The organism is Oceanisphaera sediminis (genome assembly GCF_039539745.1).
Classification (GTDB): Bacteria; Pseudomonadota; Gammaproteobacteria; order Enterobacterales; family Aeromonadaceae; genus Oceanimonas; species Oceanimonas sediminis.
Genome location: NZ_BAABDS010000032.1, coordinates 35,779 through 53,828 on the forward strand (window position 1 = coordinate 35,779; position 18,050 = coordinate 53,828).

The window sequence follows — 18,050 nt, forward strand, 5'->3', positions numbered from 1 at the left end:
TGGACGAGGGCTAATCGCGCCATATCTTGAACTGCAGAAAATGGGTGGAGCAGGAAATGCAGGGGTCGTAATTGCGGATCAGCCGCTCGCAAAACAGCTTGAGTTCCCGGTCGCTGTGGCTCAGGCCAAAGCGCGACACCGAGGTTTTCAGATCCTGCTCGATGCGCGCCTGGTTCTGGCTGGTGGGCGGTATTATGGTGCACGACAGCACCCTGCCCTGCTCGTCCAGCCGGTAACGATGGTAGATAAGGCCTCGCGGCGCCTCGGTGCAAAAACAGCACTCACCGGCCCTCGGCGTTACCGGCAGGCAGGCTTCGCCGGTCGGGCAGCCCATGGCCAGCAGCCAACGTGCCTCGAACAAGGCCCAATAGATTTCCAGCGCCCGGGCCTGAATGCTGGTGAACATGTTGCGACTGGGAAAGTCGAGTCCGCATTCCCGGGCCAGGTTTTTGACCTCATCTGGCAGCAGCGCAAAGCTGTTGTTCATACGGGCCAGCGGGCCCACCAGATAATCCTTGCCATCGAGCAGCGAATACAGGGCGGTGGAATGGGGTTCCTGGTGCTCGGCAAAATGACCGGCATACTCGTCATGACTCAGGCTCAACCCCTTGCTACTGGTAATAAGGCCGCCGTTGATGGCATAGCTATCCGGCTCGGTCAGGCTGACCCAGGTAAAGTCATGGGAATAATCGGGCAGCGTCAGTTCCGCCGTCCAGTGCACCAGCTGCTCGGCCGCCGGCAATGCTTGCTCCACCAGCCTCCGAACTTCATCCCAACGTTCCACATCGGGCAGGCGACCGAAGCCGCCCACCTGTAACCCCACCGGATGCACCGAACGGCCCCCCAGCAAAGCCATCAGGGCATTGCCGGCTTCCTGCAGTTGCATGCCCCGCCGCAATACTTCGGGATGCTGTTTGGCCATGGCCAGGGCATGATCGAAACCAAGAAAGTCCGGTGCGGCCAAAAAATGAATATGCAGCGCATGGCTCTGCACCCACTCGCCCAGGTTCATCAGCGTTCTGAGTTGTACCAGGTGCGTGGGCAGCGTGATATCGAAGAGCTGCTCCATCGCCTGAATGGAAGTCAGCTGATAGGCCATGGGGCAGATACCGCAGATGCGGGCATTGAGATCCGGCACCTCCCGATAGTCACGCCCTTCCAGAAACTTCTCGAACAACCGGGGCGGCTCGAAAATGGCCAGGTGCAGCTTGTCGATACTGTTCCCACGGGCGCTCAGCTCCAGCGAGCCCTCTCCCTCCAGCCGGGTGACGAAGGGCACCTTGAGGGAAATGCGACGTTTGCCTTTTTTCTTCATTCATCCAGCTCCCGCACATCAATACGCTGCCAGCGCAGGCTTTGCGCACGAAATGGCGCGCTGTGGCTGTGAATGGCGGCGAAGCGCCGGGCAATCTCATCGGGCATCAGCCCCAGACCGGCGAAGCGGTTGGCCAGGCTGTCACAGTTGGGCTGCTCGGACGGGCCGAAGCAGCCGTAGCAGGCGCGACCGAAGGCCGGGCAAAGTGCGCCACAGCCGGTGCGCACCACCGGGCCTAGGCAGGGAGCGCCCCGGGTCACCATCACACACACCTGCAGCCGACGCTTGCACTCCATGCACAGCTTTTCGGCCTCGGGCCTGGGCTGCACGCCCAGTCGCAACTGGCGCAAAAAATGCCGCATTTGCTCGACGGTAATCGGGCAGCCCCAGAGTTCGAAGTCCACCTTGATGTGTTCGGCCACACCGGTAGACGTATTCAGGGTGGCGATGAAATCGGGATGAGCATACACCGCCGCCTTCCAGGCCGGACCATCGGCCATGTTGCGCAAGGCCTGTATGCCGCCGCTGGTGGCACAGGCGCCGATGCTGACCACCAGCTTGCTGTTGCGACGCAGCGCCCGTGCTCGCTTTAGATCTGCCGGGGTAGAAATGCTGCCTTCCACAAAGGCCACATCCACGGCTTGTTCCGGCCCTTCGATGCCGGCTTCGATGAAATGCAGAAATTCCACCTCTTCCAGCAGGTCCAGCAACGCCGACCCCTGATTGAGAAAGGCCAGCTGACAGCCGGAGCAGGAAGTCAGCTTGTGTACCGCCAGGGTCAGCTTGCGCTCGGCCATCAAAGTCCCTCCCGCCCCAGCCAGGACTTGACCTGCGGATAATGAAAAACCGGGCCGTCCTTGCAAACGAAATACGGGCCGAGTTGGCAATGACCACAGAGCCCCTGACCGCACTGAAAGTTGCGCTCCAGGCTCATATAGACGGCGTCATCCCCCACCTGCTGCTGCGCCAGCTGCTTGAGCGCCGCCAGCATCATGATCTCGGGTCCGCACATCAACACAGCGCAATGGTCCGGATCGAACTCGGCCAGCGCCAGTAACTCGGTCACCAGCCCCAGCCGCCAGCGGTACCGATGCCGGTGCTCCTCGCTGGCGGCCAGCAGCACCTGACAGTTGCCCAATGCCTGCCAGCGCCGGTACTGCGCCTGCCAGAGCAGGTCCGCATGGTGCTTGACCCCCTGCAGTATCACGATGCGGCCATATTGATCTCGGTTGGCAACCGCATAATGAATGGCGGCCACCACCGGCGCGCAGCCCAGCCCGGCGGTGATGAACACCAGATCCTTCCCCTGCAGTTTCGCCAACGGCCAGCCCTGACCGAAGGGGCCACGCAGCCCCAGCTGCTGGCCGACCTGCAGCTCCACCAGGGGACGGGTCACCCGGCCGACGGCGCGAATGGTGTGCTGCAACAGCCCCTGATCCCAGCCCATGATGGAAATGGCCACTTCACCGGCGCCAAACAGATAAAGCATGTTGAACTGGCCAAAATCAAAATCGAACGGCGCCCGGGTGTCCAGGGCCAGGCTCAGGGTGTAAACCCCCGGCAACTCCATTTTTTTCGCCGCCAGGGTGGCGGTCATGGGCAGAAAATCAGCCATGCTCGTCCTCCTGCGATTTGTCTGCCAGTGGTTTGTCTGCCAGCAGGGCCTGGGCTTCTTCCACCAGATCGATGGCCACCGGACACCAGGCAATACAGCGACCGCACCCCACGCAGCCACTGCGGCCAAACTGCTGCTGCCAGGTGGCCAGCTTGTGCACCAGCCACTGCCGATAACGATGGCGAATGTCGGCACGCACCACCTTGCCGGTAATGTAGCTGTGCTGCTCGCTGAAGCAGGAATCCCACCGCTGTACCTGCTCGGCCTGCCGCCCACGAATATCGCTCTCGGATTCCTGTTTCGAACAAAAGCAGGTGGGACAGACCGAGGTGCAGTTGCCGCAGGCCAGGCAACGCTCGGCCACCTGCTGCCAGCGCGGATGATCGAGCCGCTCCACCAGTTGCACCAGTTCGGCCTCACTCGGCATCACCCGCTGCTGCTGGCGGGCGCCCGCAAGCCAAGCCTTGGCCTCGGACACTTGTGCGCCGCTGGCGTGTTGCAACGGCAGCTGCGCTGCTATGGCCGCGCCCCGTTCGCTGCCGATCTGCAGCAGGTAGCCGTTATCCAGTTCATCGAGCAGCAGATCAAAGCCGGACCTCGCCTCGGGGCCGTCACCGGTCGACACACAAAAACAGGTACTGGCGCTGCGGCCACAATTAACCGCCACAATCAGCAGTTGTTGGCGCTGGGCCCGATAGAAAGGGTCGGCATAAGGCCCCTCGAGAAAATGCCGGTCCTGAATGGCCAGCGCCGCCAAATCACAGCCGCGCAGGCCGATAACCGCGAGTCGTCTGGGTTGCGGCTCTACGGCCCGAAAGTGCAGACCCTGATCGGTATTGTCGGCCCGCCACAGCGTTTGTTGGGGTTTGAACAGCCAGGGCTTTAGCCCCTGAGGGCCGGTATTCCAGGCAAAGGCGCGCCGACTGCCGGCATCATGCTGCAACCGGTAGGCACCGGCGTCGGCCTGCTCCTGCCAGCCCCAGGGCAGCTGGTCGATACTGTTGAGGGGAGCAAACAGAATGGCATCGTCTTTTACCTGGGGGCCTATCACCTCAAAACCGGCCTGCACCAGCGCCTGATGCAGCCGCTGCAGATGCCGATGCGCCAACAAGCGCCTAGTCATGGTGAGCTCGGGTCAGCAGCCAGTCGCGCCAGGCATCCAGCCCCTCACCGGTGTTGGCCGACAGCTCCAGTATCTCGACCCGCGGGTTCAGCCGTCGTAACGAGGCTTTCGTCTTTTTCAAATCGACATTGAGATAAGGCTGCAGATCGATTTTATTGATCACCACCAACTCACAGCCGGCAAACAGATGCGGGTATTTCTCCGGCTTGTCTTCGCCATCGGTCACCGCCATCATGGCCACCCGGTGCTGCTCACCCAGATCGAACAACGCCGGGCACACCAGATTACCCACGTTTTCGACCAGCACCAGAGATCCGGGCAGCGGTGCCAGGCTGGTCAGGCCCGCCTGTATCATCTGGGCATCCAGATGACAGCCGGTGCCGGTGTTGATCTGCACCGCCCGACCGCCGCAAGCCTGAATGCGGCGGGCATCATTCTGGGTTTGCTGATCGCCTTCCAGTACAGCCATCGGTGGCCAGCCGGTGTCGGCCCCTTTGAAGGTCGCCTCCAGCAATTGGGTCTTGCCGGCACCCGGCGTGCCCATCAGGTTGATACAGGTGATGCGATTTTCCGTCAGCCACTGCCGGTTGTGCAACGCCAGTTCATCGTTACCGGCCAGCAACGCCTGCTGCAGGTGCAAGCTGTCACCATCCTGATGCAGATGACTATGCGCCTCGACTCCCGGCTCCGACAGCCGGGCTTTCTCGCTGGAACACCCACAATGTCCACACATCATTCGAATCCTATTTCCGTCAACAGCAGTTGCCGTCCCGAGGTCAGAATATAATCATAGCTGCCACAGGGGCAGGCGTCCCCCGGGCCACTCGGGGCAAAGTGCCGGCCGCAATCGCGGCACTCTGCCTGTGCCGGCACCGCGTCGATGTCCAGTATCACACCACTCAGCCCGGCCTCTTCCTTCACCATATCGAAACAGAACTGCAGCCGCTCGCCATCGACACAGCTCAAGCCACCCACCTCGATGCGAATGCGAGTCAGCTTTCTGTGCGCATAGGGTTCAAGCTGAGTCAGCAGGGCCCGGACCACCGACAGCTCATGCATATTCAGCAGATCCGCGGCAGTTGCAGGCCATGAGGCACCTCCAGCAACCGCTCGCCGCCGTAAGGGGTCAGCAGACTCAAGCGTCCCGGTGACGAGGGAGCTAACACCTCGCCGATAATGCGGGCATGCCGGCCCAGGGGGTGCCCGCGCCACAACGCCAGCGCCTGCTCGGCCTGCTCGGGGCAGATCACCATGGCGGTCATTCCCTCGTTGGCGAGAAACAGCGGCTCCAGGCCCAGCAGTTCGCACAGGGCCAGCGTCTGGGGCCGGATCGGCAGCTCGCGCTCAATCAGCCGGATACCAACTTCCGACGCCCCGGCGATTTCGCTCAGCACGCCGCCCAGGCCACCCCGGGTTGCGTCGCGCAGGCAGCGCACCCCCGAGCACTGCGCCAGCACCGGCTGAATCAGCTCATGCAGGCCAGCACAATCGCTGGCCAGCTCCCCCACCAGTCCCAGATCTTCCCGGGCCAGCATGACGGCGGCACCGTGATCGCCCACATGACCGTTCACCAGCACCTGGTCGCCGGGCCGGGCCGAGCCGATGGAAAGACTCAGCCCCGCCGGTATCACCCCCACGCCGGTGGTGTTGATAAACAGCTTGTCGGCCATGCCCCGCTCCACCACCTTGGTATCGCCGGTCACTATGCTCACGCCGGCCTCACGGGCGGCCTCGGCCATGGAGCCGACCAATCGTTCAAGCAGCACCAATGGCAGCCCTTCTTCAATGATGAAGGCGGCACTCAGATAGAGGGGCATGGCGCCGCCCACGGCGAGATCGTTGAGGGTGCCGCACACCGCCAGCTTGCCGATGTCGCCACCGGGAAACTCCAATGGGCTGACCACAAAGCTGTCGGTGGTCAGCGCCAGTCGATCCCCCCGGGCGAGCAAGTCTGCCAGCGGTAGCCGGGCCTGATCCTCCTTCTGCAACAGGGGACCATCACCGAAGGCGGTGAGAAAAAGCTCGTCAATCAGGGCATGCATGGCCCCGCCGCCGGCACCGTGGGCCAGGGTAATGGTTTGCTCTTTGCGGCTCACCTCAGCTCCTCGGGTCGGTACTGATAATAGGCGGCACAGGCCCCTTCGCTGGAAACCATGAGGGCACCGACCGGATTTTGTGGCGTGCAGTGGCGACGAAACAAGGGGCATTGATGCGGTTTTATTCGACCGGTGAGCACGGCATTGCACCAGGCGGGTTCGGCCGTCGTTTTTATGTGAGGTGTTGATGCCAGAAGTTCGGCCGCATCCAGATGCCGATATGGCGCCCGCACCCGCACGCCAGAGCCGGGCACCTGACCGAGCCCCCGCCAGTGGCTGTCGATGCCCTGCTCGAAGGCCTCGGCAATCACCTTGAGCGCACTCGGGTTACCGTCTAGTGCCACCACCCGGGCATAGGCGTTTTCGATGGCACAGCGCCCCTCGGCCAGTTGCAGCACCAGTTGATACAACGCCTGCAAAAAGTCCACCGGCTCGAAACCGGCGATCACCAACGGCTTGTGGTACTGGCTGGCGATGGGTTCATAAACCCGGCTGCCAATCACCATGCTGACATGCCCCGGCCCCACAAAACCGTCGAGCCGAATATCATCGGCTTCCAGCAGCGCGGTCAGGGTCGGCATCAGCCGAATGTGATGGCAGAGAAAGCGCAGGTTGGTGAGCCCCGCCCGCTCGGCGGCCAGCAGGGAATAGGCGGTACCGGGCATGGTGGTGTCGAAACCGATGGCGAAAAACACCACCAGCTTGTTAGGGTTGGCTCGGGCCAGCGCCAGGGCATCGAACGGAGAATAAAGCACCCGTACCTCGGCCCCGTCGGCTTTGGCCTGCAGCAGGCTGCCTCGCGTGCCGGGTACCCGCAGCGGATCGCCGAAGCTGGCCAGAATCACGTCTTCTCGCCGCGCCAGACTGACCGCCTGATCAATCGCCTCTACCGGCAGCACGCAAACCGGGCAGCCGGGGCCGTGGATGAATTCGATGGAGGAAGGCAGTAACTGGTTCAGCCCGAAGCGAAAAATGGCATGGGTATGACCGCCGCACACCTCCATGATCTGCAAGGGCCGCCCGAGGCGTGCCGCCACCGGCTCGGCCGCAGCGGTAATGGCCGCCAGCAGGGTTTTGACCCGGCCGGCATCACGAAAGTCATGGGTCAGACTCATGGCTCGCCTCCTTCTTCCATTTGCGCCAGCGAGTCTATTTGTGCCAGCAGGGCCAGGGAACGGCTGGCTTCGGCCTGGTCGATCACCGTCATGGCAAAGCCCACATGCAGCAGCACCCATTGCTCCACCAGCGCCGAGGAATCGCCACCCTCGGCGACCAGCAGACCGATATTGATCTGGCGGCGCACCCCGGCGGTATCTGCCAGCGCCAGCCCGGCGTCGGCATCCACAATGGCGACGATTCTGGCCGGTATCCCCAAACACATAAGCTACTCCTTCCTCAGGGCTGATGCCGACAGCTAGAATCGGACAAAGGGCACTGCTCCGCCTACACGCCGTAAACCCTTCCCTGGGGGCTCAACCGCGCCATCCCTGGCGCAGATGGCCGACCGTCACAGGGATGTGCTCGAAGCGTGTCGGGGAGACAACCCTGCGGCCTTTCTGGTACACAACAACAAACCATAGACTTGTGTGCATTCATAGCCAAACAGAGAATGACGGAGAACGCCATTGGTCGAATAAATTCGACCCTACGAGACCGGCGACTTGTAGGTCATCCGACTTGCTGCCATTGCGCCAGTGCAATGGCGGCCTGACCCAGGGCGATACCGCCGTCGTTGCCGGGTGCCCGGCTCTGGGTCAGCACGGTCAGCCCCATGGCGTCCAGTTCTTCCATCAAGGGTTGCAGCACAAGGTGGTTTTGCATCACGCCGCCGCTCAGCGCCACGGCGCCGAAGGTCACGCCCTTCTGCCGACGCAACCGCCGCACCATGTGGCACAGCCCCCTCACTAAACTTAGGTGAAAATTGGCCGCCAGCACCGCTTTATCCTGCCCCGCCAGCAGGGCTGCGATCATCACCGGCCACAGCGGCGCCGCATCCAGTTGCCAGAGTTCACCTTCGCGGCTCAGCCCAAGCTCATAACAGGCGTTTGCCCGAGCCCTCAGTGCCAGCGCTTCCAGCTTCATGGCCGCCTCGCCTTCAAAGCTGAGTTCTGGCGGCGCCACGCCCAGCAGCGCCGCGGCGGCATCGAACAACCGTCCCGCCGATGAGGTCAGCGGGAAACGGTCGGCCATGTTCAACAATACGTCGGCCTCGGCGTGCATCAGCCAGGCCTGGCCCGGCTGAGTGGCAACCAGTGCAGACCGACACGACAGCTGTCTGGCCTGCGCCAGCTGGGCCAGCAGGTTGCGCCATGGCTGGCGGTTGGCCTTGTCATTTCCCAGCAAGGGGAAAGGCCACAGTCGCGCCAGCCTTTGATAACCCGAATAATCGGCCAGCAGAAACTCCCCGCCCCAGACGCCGCCATCACCGCCAAAACCCAGACCGTCCAGCACGATGCCCAGTACCGGCTCATCGGGCGGCTGCCCGTTCTCCACCAGGCAAGACACCAGATGGGCATGATGATGTTGTACCCGAACCAGCGGCAGCCCGCGTTTTTGCGCCAGCCGGGCCCCCAGACGACTGGATGCATAATCGGGATGCAGATCGACGGCGACAGCCTGGGGGGCCAGGCCAAGCAGGGTTGGTAGGCGGTCGCACTCCTGCAGCAGGGCATCGACGCAGGCCGGGCTGCTCAGATCGCCGTTATGGGCCGACAAGATGGCTTTTCCGTCACCGGCAAGACAGATGCTGTTTTTCAGATCTGCCCCCAACGCCAGTACCGAGCCATTCAATCCGTCCGGCAACGGGATGGGGCTGGGCGCATAACCACGGGCCCGGCGGATCAGTCGGGGCCGGTCGGCAAGCCAAGCCTGCACCGAGTCATCGCAACGATGCACTATAGGGCGGTTGTGCAGCAGAAAGGCGTCGGCCAAATTGGCCAACGCCGAGGTGGCTTGCCGGTTGTCGATACAGATGGGTTCGCCGCCAGCATTACCCGAGGTCATGACCAGGGGGCCTGCCACCTCGTGCAACAACAACCAGTGCAACGGCGAGCCGGGCAGCATCACGCCAAGACAAGCCATACCGGGCGCCAGTGACTCGACCATGAGTCCTTGCGCGCGGGGACGAAGTCGCTCTTTCGGCAACAGCACAATAGGCGCCGCCGGGCTGGTCAGCAGCTCAAGCTCGGCCAGGGTCAACTCGAAATAGAGCTGCACCTCAGCCAAATCTCGCAACATAACGGCAAAGGGCTTGGCGGGCCTGTGCTTGCGTTGGCGCAGCAGCGCGATGGCCGTTGCCGAACCCGCATCGCAAACCAGCTGAAAACCGCCGATGCCCTTGAGCGCCAGCACCCGGCCCTGCTTCAGCCAGAGGCCGCATTGCGCCAGCAAGTCCGCCGTCGGGCCCTCTCGCACCCCGCCCTCGGTGTCTTGCAACCAGATACGCGGGCCACATTCGGCACAGGCAACGGGCTCGGCATGAAAGCGACGGTTCGCCGGATCTTCATATTCTTTGCGACAGGTGGCGCACAGCGGAAAACCGGCCATGCTGGTTTTGGCCCTGTCATAAGGCAGGCTCTTGATAATGCTGTAGCGCGGCCCACAGTCGGTACAATTGATAAAGGGATAGCCGTAGCGCCGATCATCCGGGTCGGTCAGCTCGGCCAGACACCGAGGGCACATCGCCAGATCCGGCGGAAATCCGGCTCCCTGCCCCGCGCCTTGGCTGTCCACAACATTAAAGCCCGCGGGAGCGGCAGCAAAGCGGAACGGCTCGACAGTAATACCCTCTATGCGGGCATGGTCGGGGCACTCGGTCCGCAGCCGCTGGCAGAAATGCGCCACGGCATCGGCCTCGGCGGCCAGCCGAATCTCGACGCCGGCGCCAACATTGCAAACCTCGCCCGATAATCCGAGTTCCGTCGCCAGCCGATACACAAAGGGCCTAAAGCCGACCCCCTGCAAACAGCCGGTTATTCGCAACAGGCTTCCTGTTGCAGTGTTAGAAGCGCCGCTCATCGGCAGCCTGAGCCCGAAGGCATCAGCTCCTCGGTCACATAACGATGCAAACGCCGGCACAAGGTTGGCAAGGCACGCGCCACCCCGTCACTCAGTGTCGGGCTACAGGGCGTAAAGCAGCCCCCGCCAATCGCAAACAGATCGATAATGGGCACCGGCGACAGTAGCAGCGGTACCAGCGCCAGTAGGCCCTTGATGCCACCGCCATGCTCCAGATCTTCGCTTCCCGCCAGCGAGTCTGCCGTCACATTGCACCGCTGGCGAATCTCGCCCTCGTGACCCGGGCTCAGAAAAGCATCCACCAGTATGATACGCCGGCACTGCTTGAACAGCGGCAGCAGGCTCACGCCCCCGGTGCCGCCATCTACCAGCTCTACCCCGGCGGGCCAGCAGAGCGACTGGCACAAGGTAAAAGCGTGCATACCGGCCCCGTCATCTGCCTGCAGCAGATTACCGACAAACAGGATTCTTACGGCCGTATCCGGCGCCTTGTGCTTACTAGTCTTCGCGCTTGAGCGGGTCATGTCGGCCGCCGCTCCAAGCGCGCTGAAAACAGGCAATGGCGCTCAGACTGGGAGTTGCTCGCACATACGTTCATGATGGCCTCCTCGTGCTGACAAGTAACGACCGGTTGGCCCAATATTCAAGCCGGACCACCAGCGACTCGTTCAAATATGGCACGAGTACGGTGACTCACATGCCCGCGAGGCGCAGTTCCCCGAGATTTACAGTTCGATCCGGGGCTCTATGAAGTCGAGAAAGGCCGATATCCGTGATGACAACGCCGTATTACGGTAATACACCGCCTGTACCAGCTCTCGCGGATTGGGGTTGATGAGATCCGTCTCCAGAAAATGAACCAGCCGTTGCTGTTTCAGATCTTCAGCAATCATGAACCGGGATAACAGCGCAATGCCCTGCCCGGCCAGACAGAGCTGGCGTATGGTTTCACCACTGCTGGCAACGATGGCAGGACGGATGTCCGGCGGCACCAGCAGTGGCCAGCGATTAAGGTGGGCTGCATCGGTAAAACCAATAATATCGTGGTGTTTCAGTGCCGCCGTGGTTTCCGGTATTCCGGCCCTGGCCAGATACTCGGGGCTGGCAACCAGATGCAGGGGGCTTCTGCCCAACAGGCGGGCATGCAGGTTAGAGTCTTCCAACCTGCCGATCCTGATCGCCACATCGGTTCGTTTCTCGATCAGATCAATGATGTTCTCATTAGCCACCAGTTCCAGCTGTATCTGCGGATAGGCCTGCCGGAATCCACCGATGAGCGGCACCAGCTGATGCAGAATAAAAGGCGTTACCGCATCAATTCGCAGTCGTCCGGCAGGAGAACCTTTTAGCGACCGGAGGTGCTCTTCCGCCTCGGCCAGCTGGTTCAGCCCGCCTCTTACCTGTGCCACAAACAGCCGCCCCTCTTCGGTCAGCTCCACCCGCCGGGTCGTACGATTAAGCAGCGTGCAGTCCAGCTCGGTTTCCAGCCGGGCTACCGCCCGCGAAACCCGGGCAGTCTGTATGTCCAGCACCCTGGCCGCTGCCGAGAAGCCGCCACTGTCGATAATGGCCAGCAGGATCTCCAGATCTTCGGTGCGCGATATTATTGCCATAATTGATATAGTCTTTTGTGGTTGGTGCTGTTTTTGTAATAAATACCAGTCGGCATACTGCGCCGCAACTTCAATCATGCGGAAACCATTATGCCTATCGCGCTTTTTGCTCTGACGCTCAGTGCATTTGCCATCGGTACCACCGAGTTTGTTATTGTCGGCCTGGTACCCACTATCGCCCAGGATCTGGGCGTCACCCTTCCTTCGGCCGGCTTGCTGGTCAGCCTGTATGCGCTGGGCGTGGCCATCGGCGCCCCGGTGCTGACAGCATTGACCGGGCGCTGGAACCGAAAAACGGTGCTGCTGTCGGTCATGGCGTTGTTTGTAGCAGGCAATCTGTTGGCCTGGATGGCACCCAGCTACTCATTGCTGATCACCGCCCGCATTCTAACCGGGCTGGCACATGGGGTATTCTTCTCGATAGGCTCGACCATTGCCACCGGACTGGTCAGCAAAGAAAAGAAAGCCAGTGCCATCGCCATCATGTTTACCGGACTGACGGTCGCGCTGGTGACCGGCGTGCCTCTCGGTACCTGGATTGGCCAGAATGCCGGCTGGCAGGCCACCTTTCTGGCAGTGTCGGTGCTGGGGCTGATAGCTCTGCTCGGCAGCGCACTGTTGATACCGACCAACCTGAAGCAGTCAGCCCCGGTTCGTCTCTCGCAACAGCTCGGCGTGCTGACCCAGCCACGACTGCTGCTGGTATATGCCATGACGGCGGTGGGCTATGGCGGCACTTTCGTGGCCTTCACCTACCTGGCGCCGATACTGGAACAGGTAGCCGGCTTCGAGTCCGCCGCCATCGGCCTCATCATGCTGGTATACGGCGTATCTGTGGCCGTCGGAAATATCTGGGGTGGACGTCTGGCCGACCGGCTCGGCCCGATCAAGGCGCTGTACATTATCTTTTCTGCGCTGGCGCTGGTGTTACTGGTGTTCACCTTCACTGCCGGTCATCAGCTCGCCGCCGTGCTGACCGTGTTAATCTGGGGCGCTTTCGCCTTCGGTAACGTGCCCGGTTTGCAGGTTTATGTGGTTCAACTGGCCGAGAAACATACACCACATTCGGTAGACGTGGCATCGGGGCTCAACATCGCCGCGTTCAATGTCGGGATCGCATTTGGCTCTGTTATGGGTGGCGTCATCATAGAGCGTATGTCATTGACAGATACTCCCTGGGTTGGAGCCTTGATCGTGGTGCTGGCCCTGTTGCTGACTCTTTGGTCCGGTGCTCTGGATAAGTGGGAGCAGCTTCAGACCCTTTAGAATCTGTGGGGCCTACCCGGTTCGCAAATCATGTGACGCATACCGAAACAGACACGTACCGGTTTCAGATCGGCGGCAGCAGCTGCGGTGACCTGTGGGCCAGGACCTGATACACCCGCAGGCCGGCATAGGCATCGTTGGCGGCATAACGCTGCTGGGCGGCAGCTAACGATTCTGCCGCCCAGTTCGAGAGGGTGACCTTTCGGGATTTCGGCAGATATTCCCCCAGCACAATGGCCACCGCAGCCTGCAACCCCACTTGCTGGCGATACCCCAGCCGCTTGACCGCTCCCGACAGCTCGATGGTGGCGTGCAGTTCAACTCCCAGCAGGCGCTGCACCGGCCCCCGATCCGACTTGAGACCAAATCCGACCTTGATGATGTGTTGCGACTGCATGATGTCGGCCAGCAGTTCCCGGCCTGCTTCATTGTCCGCCAGGTGGCGAGCCATAAACAAAAAACCGTGTTCGGGCGTCGCCAGCTGCACCAGATGCGGGCCGGTACTGGTTTCACCCACCATAAAGGTCGGCTTGCTTTCGGTATCAAAACCGAGGTGGCTGTATTTATTCAGCTGCTCTCGCGCAAAACTCGCGTCTTTCTCCGTCTCAACCAGATGAATGTGATCCAGTGACAGGCCGCTAAACTCGGGGAGTGCGCGCATGGCCTGTTTGGTGGGTCTTTCTAAAAACTGACGTTCGTCCATGTGGCCTCATGTGATGGGGTTGAAAATGTCGGTGCCGCAGCGGACGATACACAGAAACTATCGCATTGATAAGGACAAGCAATTTAAGTTACCGGCACAGGAATGTTATATCTATCAGAACAAGACGGCGACAAGCCGGTGTAAACACCGGCGGTGACAAGTCATCGGTTTTAATGAGCAGTTCAATTAGTATCACCAACTCTGGAGAAATAATTGATGAGCGAACATAAACACGACGCAGGCAACGCCGGAAAATGCCCGGTCATGCACGGATCTCACACCAGGTTGGGTGACAAGGCCTCGGCCAATCGCCACTGGTGGCCAAACCAGCTGAATCTCAAGGTACTGCACCAAAACCCCGCCAACATGAGCCCCCTGGGCGAGCACTTCAACTACGCCGAGGCGTTTAAAACGCTCGATCTGGCGGCGGTCAAGCAAGACCTGCATACCCTGATGACCGACTCGCAGGACTGGTGGCCGGCCGACTACGGCCATTACGGCCCCTTCTTCATTCGCATGGCCTGGCACAGCGCTGGCACCTATCGCATCGGCGATGGCCGCGGTGGCGCCGGCAGCGGTTCGCAACGCTTTTCCCCGCTCAACAGCTGGCCCGACAACTGCAACCTGGACAAGGCGCGCCGTCTGCTGTGGCCCATCAAGCAAAAATACGGCAACAAACTCTCCTGGGCCGATTTACTGGTGCTAACCGGCAACGTGGCGCTGGAGTCCATGGGCTTTCAGACCTTCGGCTTTGCCGGTGGCCGTGAAGATATCTGGGAGCCGGAAGAAGACATTTACTGGGGCGCCGAAGAAGAATGGCTGGCCACCAGCGACCAACCCAACAGCCGTTACGCCGGCGACCGGAAGCTGGAGAACCCGCTAGCCGCGGTACAAATGGGCCTGATTTACGTCAACCCCGAAGGCCCGGACGGCAACCCGGATCCACTTGCCTCGGCCTTTGATATTCGCGAAACCTTCGCCCGCATGGCGATGGACGACTATGAAACGGTCGCCCTCACCGCCGGCGGCCACACCTTCGGTAAAACTCACGGTGCCGGCGATGCGTCCCAACTGGGGCCGGAGCCGGAAGCCGCGCCTCTCGAAGCCATGGGCCTCGGCTGGATCAACAGCATGGGCAGCGGCAAAGGCGAAGACACCATTACCAGCGGTCTGGAAGGCGCCTGGACCGCTACCCCAACCCAGTGGGACATGAGCTACTTCGACAACCTGTTCGGCTACGAATGGGAGCTGACCAAGAGCCCGGCCGGCGCCCACCAGTGGACACCGAAAGATGCGTCTGCCAAAGACACGGTGCCGGATGCCCACAACCCGAACAAACGCCATGCGCCCATGATGTCGACTGCCGACATGGCGATGCGGGAAGATCCGGCCTATCGCAAGATCTCGGAGCATTTTCATGCCAACCCGGACGAATTCGCCGACGCCTTCGCCCGCGCCTGGTACAAACTGACCCACCGCGATATGGGCCCCATTTCGCGCTACCTGGGCCCCGAGGTACCGGCAGAAGAACTGATTTGGCAAGACCCGGTGCCGGCGGTCGAGCACGAACTGGTGAACGAGCAGGACATCGCCGACCTGAAAAGCACGCTGCTGGCATCCGGGCTGTCGATCTCCGAGCTGGTGGCCACCGCCTGGGCATCGGCGTCCAGCTTCCGTGACTCCGACAAACGCGGCGGTGCCAACGGTGCCCGCCTGCGCCTGGCCCCGCAGAAAGACTGGGAAGCGAACCAGCCCGAGCAACTGGCCAAAGTGTTGAAGGTACTGGAAGGCATACAGAGCGACTTCAATCAGGCGCAAATCGGCAACAAGCGAGTGTCGCTGGCGGATCTGATCGTACTCGGCGGCGCCGCCGCCATAGAGCAGGCCGCCAAGGATGCCGGCTGCCCGGTACAGGTGCCCTTCGTGCCCGGCCGCACCGATGCTTCACAAGAGCAGACCGACGTAGACGCCTTTGCGCCGCTCAAGCCACAAGCCGACGGCTTTCGTAACTATCGCCGCACCAAATTCACGGTGTCGGATGAAGAAATGCTGATCGACAAGGCGCAGCTGCTGCAACTGACGGCGCCACAAATGACGGCGCTGGTGGGCGGCATGCGGGTGCTGGATGCCAACTATCGCCAGTCGCAACACGGCGTCTTTACCCGACACCCACAAACCCTGAGCAACGACTTCTTCGTGAATCTGCTCGACATGAACACGGTGTGGCAGCCCGCCGCCAGCGAAGAAGACGTGTTTGAGGGACGGGACCGCAAAACCGGCAACGTGAAGTGGACGGCAACGCGCGCCGATCTGATCTTCGGCTCCAACTCCCAGTTGCGGGCGGTGGCGGAAGTGTATGCCCAGGCCGACGCCAAGGAGCGGTTTGTGTGTGACTTTGTTAGCGCCTGGAACAAGGTGATGAACGCAGACCGATTCGATCTGGCCTGATATAGGTCAAGTCTCGAGTGATGTCGTGCCTGGCCCGGCATAGTGTAAACCTCATGGCCCCACCTCGGTGGGGCCTTTTTCGTACCCAGGCTTCGCTCATAATCACCGTTCTCGTAGAGTCCAATTTATTGGACCGCCCTGTCGGGCATGCAACTCCATTGGTGGAATAAATTCGACCCTACACGAAACGGTTGCCCGCTTATGCAGCGTACAGTGCCTCGTAGGGTCGATTTCAATCGACCAGCAGACCATCTGACAACACCATTGGTCGAATAAATTCGACCCTACGACGGTCAATACTGCGGCACCAATCGGCACATTTATCTCGCCGTCATCCCCGCGAAGGCAGGAGATCCATCCTGCATACGACTCAGCTCGCCTTCACGATTCAGGTGAAACACCTCCAGATCCCGGGCCAGAAACAGCTTGCCGCCGTAATGCGCCCTCGCCTCCTGCTCGATATCCCGGATGCTGATTCCCGGGCCGCCGTCTTTATAACGCGGGCTGAAATGGGTCAGAATCAGGTTGGGCACCGAGGCCTCGGCGGCAAATTGCGCGATGGCCATGGCCGAGCTGTGCTGCGGCCCGGGCCCCACCTTGTTGGCGATGGCCAGGGTAAAGGTCGCCTCGTGCACCAGCACATTGGCCGAATGAACACACTCGGCAAGCAGGGCCGGATTGTCGTTGTCACCACCGATAATCACCTTGCGCGGTACTCTCATCGCCAGCTGGTAATCATGGCCGTCAAGCACCCGCCCGTTTGCAAGGGTGACCACTTCGCCCCGCTGCAGCCGCCCCCATAACGGCCCGGGTTCAATACCGTCTGCTTTCAGCTTTGCCACATCCAGCTTGCGGGGCAGTCCGGTCTCGACAAATTCATAACCAAACGACGGTACCCGGTGCGACAAGGGCAACGCCGAAATATTAAAGCCTTCCATCGCCACCACTCCGGTCAGGGCCGCGACGTCGATAAAATGCAGCGAATAAGGCAAGGTCAGGTGCGTGGCCTGCTGGGTGGCCGCTATCCAGCCCTGCAGGCCGGCGGGTCCGATGATGGTCAGCGGCGCAGTGCGCCCCGCCATGGCCGCACTGGCCAGCAGACCCGGCAGCCCGTAGCAGTGATCGCCATGCACATGAGTGATGCAGATGGCATGCAAATTATTCAGCGACAAGGGAGTATGCAACAGCCGGTGCTGAGTCGCTTCGCCACAGTCGATCAGAATCCAGGGCCTGGCACCAACCTTTTTCAGCGCCAGCCCCGAGACGTTGCGGCTTTTGGTCGGCGATCCCGACGAGGTGCCTAAAAAGATGAGTTCCATGTTTCGCCTTTGGTTCGTTTATTGGCGCATATGCGGCATAAGCCTTAAAGCAGGCACGATATTGCAGGCATTGTCGCCGGGTTGGATTGCCCTGCTGCGCAGGGCCTGCCGACTGAAGTGGCAGCTACAGCTAGCGCGGTTGTTGTGCTCAAAGCGCTCATTCATGCGGTGCACCGTTACCGCTGCTCACGCCCTTACCCGGCGGGGCTGAAAAACACCGCCAGCCACACGGTCATGTCGTCTGGGTGGGTATGGCTGACCCGATGCCGGCAATGGGCGGGAATATGAATGAAATCGCCGTTGTTGAGGGTAACAACCCGGCCATCTGCAAACGCCAGGGTTCCCTCGCCTTGCAGCACCATGACCCACTCGTCTTCATCCTGATCGTACCAACCCGTCTCGGGCGAGCTGTGCCCCCTGGACACAATGCGCTCTATGCGAACATTCGGCGTGTTGAGCAGGTCCAGAAAATGCTCCCTCGACAGATCTGCAGGCATGTTTTCAGCGATGTTTTTCATGGCACTCTCTTTCGTGT

17 protein-coding genes are annotated in these 18,050 nt (G+C 61.2%); 2 read left to right on the forward strand and 15 right to left on the reverse strand.

Annotated features, from left to right (window positions below; all coding sequences use genetic code 11):
* Positions 1-10: 10 nt before the first annotated feature.
* From ABD827_RS10490 to ABD827_RS10545, 12 genes are all read right to left on the reverse strand, one after another.
* Positions 11-1,315 (reverse strand): Ni/Fe hydrogenase subunit alpha, encoded by a 1,305-nt coding sequence (locus ABD827_RS10490; RefSeq protein ID WP_344964742.1) that lies wholly within the window; start codon positions 1,313-1,315, stop codon positions 11-13.
* Positions 1,312-2,112, reverse strand: a complete 801-nt coding sequence (locus tag ABD827_RS10495) for an NADH-quinone oxidoreductase subunit B family protein (protein WP_344964743.1) — start codon at positions 2,110-2,112, stop codon at positions 1,312-1,314. Before ABD827_RS10495 ends, ABD827_RS10490 begins: the two co-directional genes overlap by 4 nt.
* Entirely contained in the window at positions 2,112-2,930 is an 819-nt protein-coding gene (locus ABD827_RS10500; RefSeq protein WP_344964744.1) for an FAD/NAD(P)-binding protein, read from the reverse strand. Before ABD827_RS10500 ends, ABD827_RS10495 begins: the two co-directional genes overlap by 1 nt.
* Complete coding sequence (locus tag ABD827_RS10505) at positions 2,923-4,053, reverse strand: 4Fe-4S dicluster domain-containing protein (protein WP_344964745.1); 1,131 nt, start codon at positions 4,051-4,053, stop codon at positions 2,923-2,925. Before ABD827_RS10505 ends, ABD827_RS10500 begins: the two co-directional genes overlap by 8 nt.
* Entirely contained in the window at positions 4,046-4,789 is a 744-nt protein-coding gene (gene hypB / locus ABD827_RS10510; protein ID WP_344964746.1) for a hydrogenase nickel incorporation protein HypB, read from the reverse strand. Before hypB ends, ABD827_RS10505 begins: the two co-directional genes overlap by 8 nt.
* A complete protein-coding gene (locus ABD827_RS10515; RefSeq protein WP_344964747.1) occupies positions 4,786-5,112 on the reverse strand; it encodes a hydrogenase maturation nickel metallochaperone HypA/HybF in 327 nt (108 codons plus the stop codon). Before ABD827_RS10515 ends, hypB begins: the two co-directional genes overlap by 4 nt.
* Before the next feature lie 2 nt (positions 5,113-5,114).
* Positions 5,115-6,149 (reverse strand): hydrogenase expression/formation protein HypE, encoded by a 1,035-nt coding sequence (gene hypE, locus ABD827_RS10520; protein WP_344964748.1) that lies wholly within the window; start codon positions 6,147-6,149, stop codon positions 5,115-5,117.
* A complete protein-coding gene (hypD, locus tag ABD827_RS10525; RefSeq protein WP_344964749.1) occupies positions 6,146-7,264 on the reverse strand; it encodes a hydrogenase formation protein HypD in 1,119 nt (372 codons plus the stop codon). The genes hypE and hypD overlap by 4 nt, the downstream gene beginning before the upstream one ends.
* Entirely contained in the window at positions 7,261-7,530 is a 270-nt protein-coding gene (locus tag ABD827_RS10530) for a HypC/HybG/HupF family hydrogenase formation chaperone (RefSeq protein ID WP_344964750.1), read from the reverse strand. Before ABD827_RS10530 ends, hypD begins: the two co-directional genes overlap by 4 nt.
* A gap of 287 nt (positions 7,531-7,817) precedes the next feature.
* Complete coding sequence (gene hypF, locus ABD827_RS10535) at positions 7,818-10,130, reverse strand: carbamoyltransferase HypF (protein WP_344964751.1); 2,313 nt, start codon at positions 10,128-10,130, stop codon at positions 7,818-7,820.
* Between the two features lie 32 nt (positions 10,131-10,162).
* Complete coding sequence (locus ABD827_RS10540) at positions 10,163-10,690, reverse strand: hydrogenase maturation protease (RefSeq protein ID WP_344964752.1); 528 nt, start codon at positions 10,688-10,690, stop codon at positions 10,163-10,165.
* Between the two features lie 201 nt (positions 10,691-10,891).
* Positions 10,892-11,779 (reverse strand): LysR family transcriptional regulator, encoded by an 888-nt coding sequence (locus ABD827_RS10545; RefSeq protein ID WP_344964753.1) that lies wholly within the window; start codon positions 11,777-11,779, stop codon positions 10,892-10,894.
* 90 nt (positions 11,780-11,869) lie between these two features.
* Between ABD827_RS10545 and ABD827_RS10550 the strand changes: the two genes are divergently transcribed.
* A complete protein-coding gene (locus tag ABD827_RS10550; protein WP_344964755.1) occupies positions 11,870-13,045 on the forward strand; it encodes an MFS transporter in 1,176 nt (391 codons plus the stop codon).
* Positions 13,046-13,109: 64 nt separating this feature from the next.
* Here the strand turns inward: ABD827_RS10550 and ABD827_RS10555 are convergent, their stop codons facing one another.
* On the reverse strand, positions 13,110-13,748 hold the full coding sequence (locus ABD827_RS10555; protein ID WP_344964756.1) for a 3'-5' exonuclease: 639 nt from the start codon (positions 13,746-13,748) through the stop codon (positions 13,110-13,112).
* 216 nt (positions 13,749-13,964) lie between these two features.
* Between ABD827_RS10555 and katG the strand changes: the two genes are divergently transcribed.
* A complete protein-coding gene (katG, locus tag ABD827_RS10560) occupies positions 13,965-16,196 on the forward strand; it encodes a catalase/peroxidase HPI (protein ID WP_344964757.1) in 2,232 nt (743 codons plus the stop codon).
* 320 nt (positions 16,197-16,516) lie between these two features.
* On the opposite strand, the gene ABD827_RS10565 is transcribed toward katG, so the two are convergent.
* Both ABD827_RS10565 and ABD827_RS10570 read right to left on the reverse strand, forming a co-directional pair.
* A complete protein-coding gene (locus ABD827_RS10565; protein ID WP_344964758.1) occupies positions 16,517-17,515 on the reverse strand; it encodes an MBL fold metallo-hydrolase in 999 nt (332 codons plus the stop codon).
* Between the two features lie 194 nt (positions 17,516-17,709).
* Positions 17,710-18,033 carry a cupin domain-containing protein gene (locus ABD827_RS10570; RefSeq protein WP_344964759.1) on the reverse strand — a complete coding sequence of 108 codons (324 nt, stop codon included), beginning with the start codon at positions 18,031-18,033 and terminating at the stop codon, positions 17,710-17,712.
* Between the last annotated feature and the right edge of the window lie 17 nt (positions 18,034-18,050).